Origin of the sequence: Paenibacillus lautus NBRC 15380, from assembly GCF_004000945.1 — a bacterium.
Lineage (GTDB): Bacteria > Bacillota > Bacilli > Paenibacillales > Paenibacillaceae > Paenibacillus_AQ > Paenibacillus_AQ lautus.
Window position 1 is genome coordinate 360,247 of sequence record NZ_BIMF01000004.1, and the last position, 14,995, is coordinate 375,241.

General features: G+C 53.5%; 9 protein-coding genes. 1 reads left to right on the plus strand and 8 read right to left on the minus strand.

Annotated elements, in window-relative coordinates; genetic code table 11:
- Positions 1-6: 6 nt before the first annotated feature.
- From addA to PLA01S_RS10845, 3 genes are all read right to left on the minus strand, one after another.
- Positions 7-4,122, minus strand: coding sequence for a helicase-exonuclease AddAB subunit AddA (gene addA, locus PLA01S_RS10835; RefSeq protein WP_127592238.1), 4,116 nt, complete (start codon positions 4,120-4,122; stop codon positions 7-9).
- A 5-nt stretch (positions 4,123-4,127) separates the two neighbouring features.
- Positions 4,128-7,658: a helicase-exonuclease AddAB subunit AddB gene (addB, locus tag PLA01S_RS10840; RefSeq protein WP_127592103.1), complete on the minus strand. Its 3,531-nt coding sequence runs from the start codon at positions 7,656-7,658 to the stop codon at positions 4,128-4,130.
- Between the two features lie 309 nt (positions 7,659-7,967).
- A complete protein-coding gene (locus PLA01S_RS10845; RefSeq protein WP_127592105.1) occupies positions 7,968-9,341 on the minus strand; it encodes a class I SAM-dependent rRNA methyltransferase in 1,374 nt (457 codons plus the stop codon).
- Between the two features lie 160 nt (positions 9,342-9,501).
- On the opposite strand from PLA01S_RS10845, the gene PLA01S_RS10850 reads away from it, so the two are divergent.
- Complete coding sequence (locus tag PLA01S_RS10850) at positions 9,502-10,473, plus strand: Na/Pi cotransporter family protein (protein WP_127592107.1); 972 nt, start codon at positions 9,502-9,504, stop codon at positions 10,471-10,473.
- Here PLA01S_RS10850 and PLA01S_RS10855 read toward each other — a convergent pair.
- From PLA01S_RS10855 to prmA, 5 genes are all read right to left on the minus strand, one after another.
- Positions 10,470-10,925 carry an NUDIX hydrolase gene (locus PLA01S_RS10855; protein ID WP_127592109.1) on the minus strand — a complete coding sequence of 152 codons (456 nt, stop codon included), beginning with the start codon at positions 10,923-10,925 and terminating at the stop codon, positions 10,470-10,472. The genes PLA01S_RS10850 and PLA01S_RS10855 overlap by 4 nt on opposite strands.
- Positions 10,926-11,011: 86 nt before the next feature.
- Entirely contained in the window at positions 11,012-12,355 is a 1,344-nt protein-coding gene (mtaB, locus tag PLA01S_RS10860; protein WP_127592112.1) for a tRNA (N(6)-L-threonylcarbamoyladenosine(37)-C(2))-methylthiotransferase MtaB, read from the minus strand.
- 2 nt (positions 12,356-12,357) lie between these two features.
- Positions 12,358-13,128 (minus strand): RsmE family RNA methyltransferase, encoded by a 771-nt coding sequence (locus tag PLA01S_RS10865; RefSeq protein ID WP_127592114.1) that lies wholly within the window; start codon positions 13,126-13,128, stop codon positions 12,358-12,360.
- An 82-nt stretch (positions 13,129-13,210) separates the two neighbouring features.
- Positions 13,211-13,894 carry a site-2 protease family protein gene (locus PLA01S_RS10870; RefSeq protein WP_127592116.1) on the minus strand — a complete coding sequence of 228 codons (684 nt, stop codon included), beginning with the start codon at positions 13,892-13,894 and terminating at the stop codon, positions 13,211-13,213.
- Between the two features lie 2 nt (positions 13,895-13,896).
- Positions 13,897-14,874, minus strand: a complete 978-nt coding sequence (gene prmA / locus PLA01S_RS10875; RefSeq protein WP_127592118.1) for a 50S ribosomal protein L11 methyltransferase — start codon at positions 14,872-14,874, stop codon at positions 13,897-13,899.
- Between the last annotated feature and the right edge of the window lie 121 nt (positions 14,875-14,995).

The following is a 14,995-nucleotide window of genomic DNA, read 5'->3' on the forward strand; positions in this document are numbered from 1 at the left end:
AAATGACTATAATTGAACGGCATGTCCCCCATCAAAAAAGTACAGCCATTTTTCATGCACGGGCTCGTCTAAAATATCCTCCAAGGCCTTCGCATATAGATCCAGCTGAAAACGATACTGCTCTGCCAAGGCCGAAACGCCGCCGCGATGCTCCAGGACCCGGTCCGTTTTATAATCCAGCAGCACAAGTCTACCACCCTGCCTGAACAGGCAGTCCACAACCCCTTGGATCAGCACGGTTTCGTCCTGAAGGAGCTGCACATCCGGTGCTGCTTCGGCCGCTTGGTCCGAGATTTGGTCCATGAAAGCGAGCCCTTGGTATGCTTCAGCTGCCGGGAGTGCATATGAAAACGGCATCTCGCGCCAGACATCCTCTGCTGTCAGCAGCTGCTTCCCTACCTCGCAAGCGAACAGGCCGCTGATCTCCGTGGCTTCCACCGCGGCTGCCTGCTCACCGGTTAAGATTTCTTTTTCCACAAGGTAGCGGATCGTGTCTTCAATCTCCGGCGTCGGTTCCGCGGCTCCCTCCAATCGTTCAAGAGGCACATGCTGCATGATCGTATGATACACGGTTCCCCGTTCCGCGGGTGTCAGCTTTGTTGACTCCATAAATTTCGGCCGCCGCAAGCTTAGTGTGAAGGATGAGCCTGCCCCGATATTTTCCTTGCTCTGGCGTTTTACGGCCTGCTCCTCCAGCAGATCCAGGGAGGGGCTGTCCTGCAAGGCAAGCAGCTTCTTCATCTCCGTTACGGACGTTTTGGCGGATATTTGGCTGACCGTTTCATAACGATATTTCCAAGACAAGCGCTCATAGATGCTTGCACGTTGACCATCTGTGCTTTTACCTTCCGCTTCGGCCATAGTAGCCAGCGGACCAACCGGCTCGAGCTTGCGCAGGGCATTCAGCTTAATCAACCGATCATCGCTATCCGCCTGCACGTCATCCTCAATGCCGGTCATGCCCTGCGCCAAGGATTCCGGCGTCTCAATCGAAATTATCCATTGCGATCGATCTTCCCTCAACACGCGTGAGCTCGTCTCCCCGGGTAATCCCGCCTTTTCGCGGAGCACACCTGCGGATGGATGGCGTATCACGGCCGGGCCGATCCAATCCAAGTAACTCCGGCCACGGGCAAGGACGTAATCCGGCAGAAGAAGCTCCGGGTTAAAATCGGCTTGTGCCCACACAGCCGCCTTCTTCGGCAAATCCTTCACCGTACCGACCAGGATCATTTTCTCTTTGGGCCGCGTAAGGGCAACATAGAGGACGCGCATCTCCTCAGCCAACAGCTCCAGCTGCGACCTGCGCCGGATCGCCAGATTAGGCAGCGTCGGGTAGCTAACGCGCATGCCTTCATCCACAAACTTCGGTCCAAAGCCAAGCTCCTTATGCATCAGGAATGGGGAGTTCAAATCCTGCTGGTTGAAATTTTTGGACAATCCCGCTACAAAAACAACCGGGAATTCCAGCCCCTTGCTCTTGTGAATGGTCATCAGGCGCACTGCGTTGCCCTGACTTTCCGTACCGCCGGCCGTGCCGAGATCCCCGCCTCGCTCCCGGAGCCGGGAGATAAAGGTCAGGAATCGGAAGAGACCTCTGGAGGCGGTATCCTGTTCATACTGCACAGCCCGGTCATACAAGGCGGTCAGATTACCCTGACGCTGCTTGCCGCCGGGCAGACCGCCAACCCAATCCAAATAACCGGTTTCGCTGTAAATTCGCCAGATCAGATCGCTCAAACTTCCTTGGCGCGCTTCCTGCCGCCAGCGCTGAAGCTGATCCATAAACAATCCAAGTTTTGAGCCCAGCTCCGGAGATATTTCGATATTCTGACTTTCCGCTGATAACGGAGCGTCCGAAAGAAGGCTGCCTGCCACGAGCTCATGACCTGCTGCTGCTTCGGCTAAGCCTTCCAGTTCTACGCCCGGTGTCCATTTGCCATCCACGAAGCCCACAGAGCGTGCAGAATCCATGACCGGCGGGGCGACACTTAACGCGACTGCTGCCTTAAGCGCATCGTAGTAAGTCCCTTTGGCACACAGACGCACCTGTGCCATCTCTTCCTCGGATAATCCAAGTATGGGCGAACGCAATACGGAAGCCAGGGGAATATCCTGGCGGGGATTATCAATCACCTGCAGCAGCGATAAGATGATCTCCACTTCCGTCGCCTGAAAGTATCCCTTGTTCTGCTCGCCGAACGCCGGAATGCCTTCCTGCCGCAGCTCCTCCATAATCAACGGTGCCCACACCATGGCTGAGCGCAGCAAAATGACCATGTCTCCATATCCCGCGGGCCTCATCGATTTGAGTCCCTTATCGTACACCATAAGCGGCTTCCCGCTTTCGCCTGTCATCTCTCGGATTCTACGGGCAATGGCGCGTGCCTCCAGCTGGGCGGTTTCCATTTCAAGCGCCTCAACCTCAAGATGTACCCCATCGTCTTCGGAAGCCGATTCTTCGGGCTGCGCCTCCGTCCCTTTTCCAAGACGGTCGATCAGGAGTAATTCAGGGGTGTAAGGGTTCGTGCCACCCTGAACCTCCTGCTCCGGAAAGGAAGCGCCGCATACAAGCTCTGCCCGCTCGTCATAGGCAATCTCGGCTACGGATTCATTCATGATCTGCCGGAACAGCAAATTGACGGCATCCACTACTTCCGTTCGACTGCGGAAATTACGGGCCAGATCAATCCGGATACCGGCTTGGGCAGTGCTTGCGTCAGAAGAAAACGTCTTATATTTATCGAGAAACAATCCCGGCTCCGCCAAGCGGAACCGATAAATACTCTGCTTCACGTCTCCGACCATAAACCGGTTGCCCGGCATTTCCCGGGAGATCAATCGTACAATGTCTTCCTGTACGCTGTTCGTATCCTGGTATTCGTCCAACAGCACTTCATCAAACTGCTCGCGGTATTCCATGGCCGCATCGGAAGGCATCATATGGCCCGGCACGGAATCGGGGTGGCGAAGAATATGGAGGCAGTAATGCTCAAGGTCATTAAAGTCGACCATACCTTTGGCCGCCTTGGCCTCCCGATATCGCTCGCTAAAAGCGATAACCGTCTCGGCCAGCTCCATCATCAACGGCGCTGCCGTGTGAAGTTCCTGCAAAAATTCCGATGCCGGACGGCCAAACAATGCACTTTTCAGCTCGTTGACGATTTTCTTCACGTTGTCGCGCAGTTCCTTAACCTGTTCCTGAAGCTCCGGCAGCACCTCATCCTTCCGGACGGATTTGAGCTTGCCGAAAGAAGCCTCGCGGAAAATGCCGTACAACGATTCCCACGGCGAAATATCGATGGCCTCAAGCAGGGAGGCGACCAGCCGCAAGTCGTCATCCAGATTATCCACATACGGTGCAGGCCCTCCCGGCTGCATGGCGATCGCCCTGGCTTGCTGCAGCAAGCCGGCCGCTCCATTCAAGGCCAACCGAGCATCCGCCAAAATGCTTTGAACCCATGGCGTTTGTCCGAGAGCCTCCGTATCTTGTACCTGGAAGCCGGCAGCCGTTTCCCTAAGCCAGTGTGCCGGCCATGAATGGCTGCGGGAGAAATCGTAGAGGCGCTGCACGAGACGGTACAGCGCGTCATCCGTGCGCTCGCCGCTGAACCAGTCCGCCAATCGCACAAAATGACTCTCCGGATCGCCCTCGGCCTCGCCGTATTTCTCCTCGAACAGCTCCTCCAGCATGTCCTGCCGCATTAAATCCGCCTCATGTTCATTCAGAATGCGGAATCCCGGATCCAGAGGTATTAACTGATAATATCGCCGAATGACTTCCATGCAAAAGGAGTGCAGCGTCGTAATGGACGCCCTGCCAAGCAAAGCGAGCTGACGCCGGATATGCTCATTGTCCGGATCCCGGTCCAGCTCACGGTCCAGCGCTTCTCTAATCCGCCCCCGCATTTCGGCAGCAGCGGCCTTGGTAAACGTAGCCACAAGAAGCCGGTCTACGCTGAACCCTGCGGAATCGTCGAGGATTTTGCGAATGATCCGTTCAACCAGCACGGCGGTCTTCCCTGAACCTGCTGCAGCTGCAACCAGCATGTCATCGCCCGACATTGCGATGGCTTTCCACTGGTCGTCACTCCACATGCTGCCCTCGGGTTTTGCTATCATCTCTCTCACCGGCCATCTCCTCCCTTCGGATGTCCGAGCAGATCCCAAACCTGATCTTTACCCGGTTTACCCAGCAGCTGATACTCGCTGCCCTCAATCGCGTCGTCGAACTGGCATACCGGCCGGAAGGAACAGTACGTGCAGGCAGTCTCCTGCTGAATCCGGTATGGCACAATCGCGACATCGCCCCCCGTAATTCGGGAGCCGATATTCAGCATGTTCTCCCGCGCGGCGGACAACAAGGTCTCCCACTGGTCAGGCGTTGCAACGGCTGCGCTGCTGTAGAAGCTGCCGTCCGTTTTGACGGCGACAGGCAGAATGGCCGAGTGCCCTTTTTCAAGGAACGAATCCATAAGGGAAACCGCTTCGCGGTCTGCCAGCAGCAAGCCCTTCATTTTGTAACGTTTGAGCAGCTCCTCTGCCGCCTGCTCCGGCGTCATGCCGTTTGCGGATTGCAAGACAGGATCATGAACGTGGAAATACAATGTTCCCGCAGGCAACGCCTGTTCGCCGAGCCAGTCCTCGGCAAACGTCAGCAGCACGTCCAGATAGGTCAGCATCTGCAAGGATAAGCCGTAATAGACCTCATGCAGCCGCAAATCCTTCTGGCTCGATTTATAATCAATGACGCGCAGCATGATCCCATGCTCTCCGCGTGCCATGTCGACGCGGTCAATACGCCCGACAATCTCCATCTTGACACCGTTCGGCAATTCAAACGTCAGCGGCGGCAGCGGCTTCCCGGGACCGAAATCAAGCTCGAGGCCGATCGGCTCGAATTTGCCGCGCCTTGCTTGTTCACCCAAAATCACTGACGCTCTGCCCACGATGTTTTTCAGCTTGCGCGAAATATATCCGTATCGCTTGGAGCTAAGCAGGATTTCACCCTGCAGCATCGGAGCAAGCCGATCGACCGTTGCTTCCGCCTCGCGCAGGCATTCCTCCGCGGTCAAGTCTCCCCAGCTTCGATGCTGCGATTGAAACTTCACGGCCATGCTGCTTAAGGCCGCATGAAATAGCTGCCCGATGTCAGGAGCCTGAAGACGGTACAGCTGACGTTCTCTCAGCTTCAACCCATGGGAGGCAAAATGGGAAAACGGGCACGCAACAAAGCGCTCCATCCGGGATACGCTTGTCCGCAGCTTCGTTCCGTACAACTGCCTGCTGGTTTCCTGCTTAAGCGGCCGGGCTTCATTCCGGTAAGACAAGGATGAGAGCATCGAAGAAAGACGCGGTCTTACCTCCGGCTGCTCCGCATACCAATTGTACACATGCCACCAAATGTCCGGGATCTCCTCTCCATTCCTCCAGTCGCGAAGCCGACCCGTTAAATAAGCAAGCGTCTTGTCCGGACGGGCCGCGTAATGCTCCTGCTCGCTGGCCGATTGCCCGGCATGCGGTCTTGGAAACAATGGCACCTCTTCCATCTGAAACATCAGCTTCAGATGACGGATGACCTCGGATGGCAATAACGTCTTGCCTTCATCGTCCGCCGCAGGATAACTGACCCATAGCTGCTTACTGGCCGAAGTCAGAGCATTATAGATCAGGAAACGTTCATCCAGCAGTCTTCGGGATATGCTTGGAGCAAGCTCCAAACCGCGGTCTTCGAGCTGAACACGCTCCGGTTCTGTCAGGATACCATCGTCCTGAAACTGGGCTGGGAGAACACCATCGTTAACGCCGAGCAGAAAAGCATATTTCAGGCCGCCCGTCCGTGTCCGGTCCATGCTGCCGATCAGCACTTGATCCAGAGACGGAGGCACCAGAGCCATTTTCATCTCCGTAAGTCCCGTACCCAGCACGCCCGTGAACATTTCGGTGCTTAACTTCTCCGCACCCATCATTTCCACAATCTGGTCGAGCAGGTCAAGCACAGCCCCCCATACCTGGCGGTGCTCCCTGGCTTCCTCAGGACGCCCGGCATCCAGAGCTGCCCGGCTTAACAGCTCCAGCTTTTCAGGAACAGCGGTTTCCTCCAGAAGCCGATAGACTGCGGTGCTCTGATCCATTGCACTTGCAGCCTTTTTCATCCGTTTCTCAAACGCATGCAGCGGCTCCGTAATCGCCTTTCTGGCATACTCAATCACCTGCATGCCATCGGGATTTCGCACCTCGCTCTCCCCGTCTTCTAATGAGAGGCTTGGAATTCCCTTCCACGGACGGCCATCCGTCCAGCGCGTGCCTTGGATTCCGGAAGCCAGCACATGGTTCTCCAGACGGTCCATGTCCTCACGGGTAAGCGAACCGTCAAGCGGCAGCAGCAGATCTGTCTTCACGCAGCGGAATACATCCTCATAACGCCAGCGGCGTCCGATGATATCGAGCGCAGAGCGAATAAATTCGACCAGCGGATGATGCAGCTCGCTTCGCTTCTGATCCAGGAAATAAGGAACGCCGTGTTCCCTGAACAAAGGACCTATCAGATGTTCATATTCCCCCATATTCCGGACAAACACGGCCATTTCCCGGTATCTTGCTCCTTCTTCCCGGGCGAGACGCACCATTTCACGTAAAGACCCTTCAATTTCGGCCCGTCGGTGACTGGCAGCATGAAGAAGAAGACCTGCGCTTCTACCGTCCGGATTGCTCACTGTAACTCCGTCCCGGGCAGCTTCAGTCCAACGTTTCTTCCGATCATAACCGCGTTCGAGGTGGGCAAGCAGAGGGGATTCTTGAAACCGTGGAAGAACATCGGGTTGCAGGATACGGTGCTCCGTATCCACCCCCATCTCATCGGCAATGCCTTTAAGCTTTATGTACGTCACTGCGGTAGGATGAAAGAGATCCAGCTCATGCGGAGCCTTCCCGTTCGTATAAGGCTTGTCCAGTGTCAACGCGATCGTTACGCGGTTGGCATGGGTCATAATCTCCTGGAGCACCCGGTACTCCTGCGGCGTAAAGCCGTGGAAACCATCAATCCAAATGTCGGCGCGCTTGATATAGTCCGATTGGGTCACGCCCTCTGCCAAAGAGGCCAGCGTATCTTCCTCATCCATGTATAACCGTGAAATCTCAAGCTCAAAATCGCGAAAGACTGTTACGATGTCCTCCAGCTTGCGTCGAAGCATCGGTGAATTCCCGGAGCCTGATACCATCTGTCCCAGCTGCTCCTCCACGCAGGAAGCGTCAATGCAATAGCGCTTCATTTCCGTATACAGCTCGCTCAGCTTGCCGACAAAACCATGCTGCTCCCCCGAAGCCCCGAACAATTGGAGCTCTTCTTTGCGCCTCCGCAAAATTTTATACAGCAGCATGCGCTTTCCTTCTTCGCTGATCGCCACTTTCGCGGCCCCGCCGGTTTCCTGCATGACACGGTAAGCCAGTCGACGGAAACTTAGCACTTGCGCGCGCATCATCCCGCGAATGCCTCCCGCATTAACGAGTGCATGCTCCGCTTCATAGGACCCTTGCTCGGGAACGATCAGTATCATCGGATTCCCCTTGGGATCTTGCTCCAATCGCTCGATCATCTCTTGGCGGATCGACGTGCTTTTGCCGCTGCCCGACCTGCCGATAACAAATTGAATGCTCATGCTATGCCCCCTTTACATCGTCTTTCGAAAGGGACTCCTTCACCTTCAAAACAAGCTGCGTGCCCGGTGAAATCATGCCCTTGAATCTATTGGTCAAATCTATCAAAATTCATGTGAAATCCACGTCTTGGTTCGTTCTCTATCAAAAAAGATGCTGATTACTAGTATAGCATAAGTAATGTTTAATGGAACATACGTTTGGATTTCATTCCCATTCCAAAATATTGCGGGCATACAAAAAAGGACCCCGCCATCGTGGTTCACCCACCATGGCAAGACCCTTCGCATTAACCGCGAAGCTGCGGCAATTTAAAGCTTTGATTTGCTGCGCACTTCGAACACGGCAAATTTCAAATAATGGCCCTCGTCGACCCCAAGAATTTGCGGATGATCCTTGCCAGCCGCACGCCATTCCACAAGTCTTAAAATTTTGCCGGCATCTTTTGCCGCATCCTGAATCGTCTCCAGGAACAAATCCGGCCGCATATGGTACGAGCAGCTTGCAGTAACCAAATAACCGCCCTCATTCACCAGTTTCATGCCATGAAGGTTGATATCCTTGTACCCGCGGCAAGCCCCTTTGACGGCAGACCTGGTTTTGGCAAACGCCGGCGGATCCAGGATGACCACGTCCCAGGAACGTCCACCTCCCGCGGTCAGCGGTTTGGAGGTATCCACTTTCTGGTCCCCTTGCGCACGCTGCTCACGTTCTTCCAAGCCTCTTACCTGGTTGCGCAAATATTGGAAGGCGTCGTCCACTACAAACTCCACGCGATCCTGGAATCCGTTCAATTCCACATTCTCTTTGGCGCTTTCAATGGCATGCTCCGATATGTCAAGACAGGTTACTTTCTTGGCCCCATAAAGGCATGCATGCAGCGTAAAACTGCCCGTATGCGAAAAGCATTCCAGCACCGTGGCTCCGTCCCAATAGGGAAAAGTGACTTCTTTTCCGCTTTTGTTCACCGGTAAGGTCTTCATCTCACCGTCCCGTTCCACAGTCTGGAGCGTGATCCCGCTGCGGCTTCCCCAACCATTCATTAAGGGTTTAATGGATGCCCGATTCTCCCGTTGATCAAAGAAATAGCCCGTCTTCTGCCCTTCCTCGATATCCACCTTGATCTTCAAGCCGTTCTCCGTCACCGTTACGTGGCGCGGACACTCCCCGTAGAGAATGCCTGTGCGCTGCTCCAGCCCTTCCAGTTCCCGGATGGATACATCGCTTCGTTCATAGATTCCTTTCGGCTGCACCACCTCGACAAGCGCGTTCACGATATCCTCACGGCAGCGATCCATGCCCAGCGTCAGCAGCTGCAAGACCAGTACATCATCAAAACGGTCCACAATCAGCCCCGGCAGAAAATCCGCCTCGCCATATACCAGCCGGTAGGCGTTCTCATCTCCGATAAACCGTTCCCGGTGTTTCAGGCATTCCTGGAACCTGGCGATGAAAAAAGCCTTGTCCATCGTCTCAACCGGCTCATACGAAACGGTGCGTACGGTGATTTGAGATTGCGGGTTGTAATAACCGGAGGCGAGAAAACGGCCCTGATGGTTTAACACCGATACGATATCACCTGGCTTGGGTTCACCCTCGACAGAGGCAATCTCGCTTTTATAAACCCAGGGATGCCCCTGCTCCAGTCTCTTTTTTCGACTGCGCTCCAAAATTACCGATGGCACTGTATTTCACTCCTTAAGTTATCCCCTGGCCATTTCAATAGGCATGCATGTCCGCCAAGGGTCATATACGTAATTAAGAAAAAAGTCTATCGCCGGACTTTCACAGTAGCGGTTGCTTCATATCCAATCCACCACTTTATTTCACAAAAAGGAGAACATCATGCTATCCTCACTCTGGTTTCCTATCTGTTATGGTCTTGTCCTGTTCCTGTTCGGCATGAAGGTCATGGAGGTTGCCCTCCAACGCTGGGCCGGTCCACTGTTGCATAAGTGGCTCCATAAAGCGACATCCACGCCCCTTAAAGGCATGATCGCCAGCACAGCGGTCACGGCCCTGCTGCAGAGCAGTACCGCCGTTACCGTGCTGGCTATAGGTTTCGCCAATGCCGGATTGTTAAGCCTCGCCGGTACCCTGGGCGTTATCCTTGGCACGAACATCGGCACAACGGTAACGACCGAACTCATCAGCCTGCAGATTGGACAAGCCGCCATGCCCCTGCTTGTCCTCTCGCTGATGCTATGGGTCGGGGCCGTCCTCGTCAGCGAGCGCGTGCCTCCGAGCTATGACAAGTTAAAAAACAATTTGATCCGCAGCCAGTTTTTATGCCTTGCTGTCGCCGGGTTCTCGCTGGTGCTGCTTGCTATACAATTCATGCAATCCATCGGCCCGACCCTTCAAAGCCTCGGTTTGTTCCAGTGGTTCCTGGACCACGCTTCGCGAAGCGTCCTCTGGGGCATTGCAGCCGGAACGATATTGACTGCTTTGATGCACAGCAGCGCCGCTGTCATCGCTATGGCTATGGGACTTGCAGCAAGCGGTGCGCTGCCTCCGGAGATCGGCGTTGCCATCGTTCTGGGCTCCAATGTCGGCACCTGTGCAACAGCACTTATAGCAGCGATTGGCAGTACTCGAGCAGGACGATTCGTGGCCTGGTCCCATATGGGGCTGAATATCGGCGGAGTCCTGCTCTTTACTCCGTTCATAGCGGGTTTAACCACCGTATCCGGATGGTTAGCGGCGGATCCGGCCGGACAAATCGCTCATGCGCAAACCCTGTTCAATGTTGTATGCTCGCTCATCGCGCTTCCACTATGCTATCTGCCCTTCTGGAACAAGCGGGCAAAAATCTAAAATTTCATATCTTCATCCGTAGGAATGCTAACCTCAAGCAGCGTTAACGCTTTACGCAGGATGATATCATTGTTGTTGTATCCGTTGCTGCGCTGCTTCCTCCAAGCGGCCAGAGGCTCAAACCAGTCCACCCCGTTGATTTCCTCAATTTGGGGCTTCAGGTTACCTTTTTCTGCCTTAACCAGATAGTAGTGAACTTCCTTGTCTACCTGGCCGAATTCGGGATGATGGTATTTATATGCAATAATGTCCACTGGTGAGGTGATGGATCCGACTATACCTGTCTCCTCGCAAATTTCTCGAAGTGCAGTCTGCTCGACGGTTTCACCGGCTTCCATCTTGCCCTTGGGAAGCGAGGTTTTTCCATAACGGTCCAAAATAAGCTGGATCTGAAGCGCCCCTTCATGATGACGGTATACCACGCCGCCTGCGGAAATCTGTGTATATGTCATGTCCTTTTCCTCCTTCATGTACAACAAGGATTCCACTTCCGGTAGCCAGGAAATGAAATCCTTGTCTGGTATGGCCGCTATGGGAATTACTGAGCAGCTGCCTTTAGTCCATGATCCATGACGCTCAGGAGTTCGCCCTCGCATTCATTTACACCGGCTTTGGTTACTTTTACACGGCACAGTTTGCCTTCGAGATCAGGCGATCCGTTGAATACAAGCTGCAGATAATTATCGCTATAACCCTGCATCTTTCCGCCCTGAGGAGCACCCTTGTACTCACGTTCCGGTATCACTTCCAGAATCTGACCCACAAAACGTTCAGCATAAGCAAGCTGCAGCTGCTCCGACAAGTCAATCAGATCATGGACGCGTGCATTCTTCACTTCCTCGTCCACCTGATCCTCCATCCGTGCTGCCGGCGTACCGGTACGCTTCGAATACGGGAATACATGCATTTCGGAGAACTGAATCGCCTTCATCAGGTCATAGCCGTTACGGAACATCTCATCGGTTTCGCCAGGGAAGCCAACGATAACGTCCGTCGTAATGCCCACATCGGGCATCGCTTGACGAATCAAGCCCATCTTGTTATAGAACTCTTCGGTTGTATATTTACGGCGCATCCGTTTCAGTACCGTATCATCCCCCGCTTGCAGCGGAATATGAAGGTGGCGGCACATTTTACTGGAGCGGTTCAGCACATCCAGCATCTTCTCATCGATCTGGCTTGCTTCGATGGAGCTGATGCGGATCCGTTCCAAACCGTCTACCCGGTCAAGATCCCACAGCAAATCGGACAATCTGTAATCTTCAAGATCATCTCCATATCCGCCTGTATGGATTCCGGTCAGCACGATTTCCTTATAACCCGCTCCAACCAGCTGATGCGCCTGAGTGATGATGCTCTTCGGATCACGGCTGCGTGACAAACCGCGGGACCAAGGGATAATGCAGAACGTACAGAAGTTGTTACAGCCGTCCTGGATTTTTAGAAATGCACGAGTGCGTTCAGCAAAATCCGGAACGTCCATTTCTTCAAATACCCGGGTCTTCATAATGTTGCGAACCGCATTAATCGGCTGGCGCGTCTTTTCAATATCATGGATGAAATCCATGATCTTATCGCGATCCTGGTTCCCGATGACAAGATCCACGCCCGGTATGTCCAGAATTTCTGCAGGCGAGGTTTGAGCGTAACAGCCCGTTACGGCCACGATGGCCTCGGGATTGCGGCGAATCGCGCGTCTGATCATCTGACGGCTCTTCTTGTCCCCTGTATTGGTAACGTGGCAGGTGTTAATCAAATAAACATCTGCGGTTTGTTCGAAGTCCACTTGGTCGTAGCCTTCATTTTTGAAGTATTGCCAGATGGCCTCGGTATCGTAAAAATTGACTTTGCAACCCAACGTATAAAACGCTACGGATGGCATGTTCAAACGCCCCCCATTTCTCCAGATTCGTATAGTGCGCAGGCAAGCGCCGTCATGCCGGCAGTCTCGCAGCGAAGGATCCGCCTTCCAAGTCCAACGGATACGGCTCCTGCATCTTCGGCCGCTCGGCATTCCTCTTCCGTAAAGCCGCCCTCGGGTCCAACGACCAGCAGCAAGCTGGCCTTCTCGGCCGACTCCGGCAGCGCCTGCTCTACAAAAGGCTTCAGCACGTCCCTCAGCTGGGAGCCATGCTCTTTTTCATAACAAAAATATACGGCATCATAGCCGGCAAATGCTGCAAGCAGATTTTTCCACGACAGAGGCTGTTCAACAGACGGTATCCGGTTACGATGCGCCTGTTCAGCCGCCTCCTTCGCAATCTTGCGCCAGCGCTCCAGCCGTTTCCCTTCCTTCTTGGCATCGTACTGAACAATCGTTCTGTCCGATAGGAAGGGCACAAAGGACACCGCTCCAATCTCGGTGCACTTTTGGATGACGGTCTCCATCTTGTCGCCTTTCGGCAAGCTCTGAGCGATGCTAACTTGCAGACGCGGTTCCTGCGTCATCTCCATGGGTTCAATTACAACGGCAGTGACACTGGCCGCTTCGATGCTTTCAATCTCCACCATGGCTTCGCGGGATACCCCATCGCTTACAATCAATTTATCACCAAGCCTGCCTCGCATGACCTTGGTAATATGACGGGCGTCGTCGCCCGTAATCTCAACACGGTCTCCCTCGAATTGTGCGGGAGTCACAAAATATCGCTGCATCTTTATCCTCACCTAACTCCAAAATCGCCAAACCCCATCATACAACTTTTCGTGCAAACTGACCAGAGAAAATCAGCGCCTCTTACCCCCCGAACATCTTAATGAACAGATTCAAAAAGTCGATGGATAATGCATGCGCCGCATCATATAATGGCTTAATCGTATATCTCTGAAAGGTTGGCAGCAATATGATCAATAGGAATATAAGTATCGACCACTGCTCGAACTTCTGAATCCTCGCGCTTACGCGCGGAGGAAGCACATTCTCAAGAATCCGGTAGCCGTCAAGCGGTGGCAACGGAATAAGATTAAAGAGGCACAGAAAGAAATTGAGCAGTATAAAGGTATTGAAAAACAAATGTATCGCTTGATCTGTTTTGGTAACGCCGATCGGCTCGATCACACCGAACTGATAGAGTCCCGCATAGATCAGCGTTCCAAGTATACCTAACATGAGATTGCTCAGCGGGCCAACCGCCGCCACAATGATGCTCATACGGCGCGGGTTGCTGAAGTTCTCGCGATTGATCGGTACCGGCCGTGCCCAACCGAAACCTGCTATCAGCAAGAGAACTATCCCCAGAAAATCAAAGTGCACCGCCGGATTCAGCGTGACCCTGCCCAGCAGCTTAGCCGTTGGGTCTCCGAATTTATTCGCAAAATAGGCATGCGAGAACTCATGCACAGTAAAGGCAATAATTAAAGCAATCAGATAAAAAGGAAGTTGTTCCAGCGGATAAAATAACAGTTGATCCAAAAAATCCATAATCAGTTTTTCCTCGCTACGAACGCAACCCAATCATCCTCGCGGCAGATGTCGGCAATTTCGAAACCGGAGGCAATCAGCGCCTTCTCTACGATCTCTTCTTTGTTCTTGTAAATGCCCGAGGCAATATAAGCGCCTCCCGGCTGAAGAGCCTGGTATACATCGTCTACAAACAACAGGATGACCTCAGCCAAAATGTTAGCCACTACAACTTGTACCGGCAGTCTCACGCCCAGATCCGATTGATCGGACGAATGGGTGAGTACCGATAGCAGATCACTTTCCTTCACCGTAATCCGATCTTCCAAGCCGTTAAGACGGGTATTCTCCATTGCGCTGGATACGGCAACCGGGTCCAGATCGAGAGCCAGTATCCGTGAAGCTCCCAGATGCGCTGCGCCGATGGAGAGAATGCCTGAGCCTGTCCCCACATCGATGACTTCCTCTCCGCCCTTGATCACCATCTCCAGTGTGCGCAGGCATAACGAAGTTGTCGGATGCGTTCCTGTGCCGAATGCCATGCCCGGGTCCAGCTCAATGATCGATTCTTGATCGGATTCCGGCGTGTACTCTTCCCATGTCGGCTTGATCGTTAACCGCTCGGACACGCGGATCGGCTTGAAATACTGCTTCCAGGCCGTTGCCCATTCATTCTCATCGACCGTCTTCATCTCATACTTGACTTCACCTGTATCAATCCCGAATTCCTTCAGTTCAATCACGCGCGGGGCAATCTCATCACGGATCGCTTCCAGGGTAACCGTCTCATCAAAGTAGCCTTTAATAACGGCTTGCCCTTCAGGAATATCGTTAAACGGAACGATCTCATCAAACCACTGTCCAAGGGATGTGTCCCGCTTTTTGTTCGTCGTACCGGATTCTTCAATCGAAACGCCGCCGGCTCCCGCCTCATGCAGGAAATTCGTAATCATCTCCACGGCTTCCTCCGTGGTATGTATCGTTAATTCATGCCATAACATGTGCTACTGTTCCTCCTCATTCATACATAAGTATTATTGTACTATATTGAGGACCCCGGATACAAAGTTTGTACTAAAATACCATCATGACTTTTCTCGCAAGGCGTTCGAATAAGAAAAA

Excerpts from the sequence above, each read along its gene's own strand:
- addA (WP_127592238.1), bottom strand. The coding sequence starts at position 4,122 with ATGATAGCAAAACCCGAGGGCAGCATGTGGAGTGACGACCAGTGGAAA.
- addB (WP_127592103.1), bottom strand. The coding sequence starts at position 7,658 with ATGAGCATTCAATTTGTTATCGGCAGGTCGGGCAGCGGCAAAAGCACG.
- PLA01S_RS10850 (WP_127592107.1), top strand. The coding sequence starts at position 9,502 with ATGCTATCCTCACTCTGGTTTCCTATCTGTTATGGTCTTGTCCTGTTC.
- PLA01S_RS10855 (WP_127592109.1), bottom strand. The coding sequence starts at position 10,925 with ATGACATATACACAGATTTCCGCAGGCGGCGTGGTATACCGTCATCAT.
- mtaB (WP_127592112.1), bottom strand. The coding sequence starts at position 12,355 with ATGCCATCCGTAGCGTTTTATACGTTGGGTTGCAAAGTCAATTTTTAC.
- PLA01S_RS10865 (WP_127592114.1), bottom strand. The coding sequence starts at position 13,128 with ATGCAGCGATATTTTGTGACTCCCGCACAATTCGAGGGAGACCGTGTT.
- PLA01S_RS10870 (WP_127592116.1), bottom strand. The coding sequence starts at position 13,894 with ATGGATTTTTTGGATCAACTGTTATTTTATCCGCTGGAACAACTTCCT.
- prmA (WP_127592118.1), bottom strand. The coding sequence starts at position 14,874 with ATGTTATGGCATGAATTAACGATACATACCACGGAGGAAGCCGTGGAG.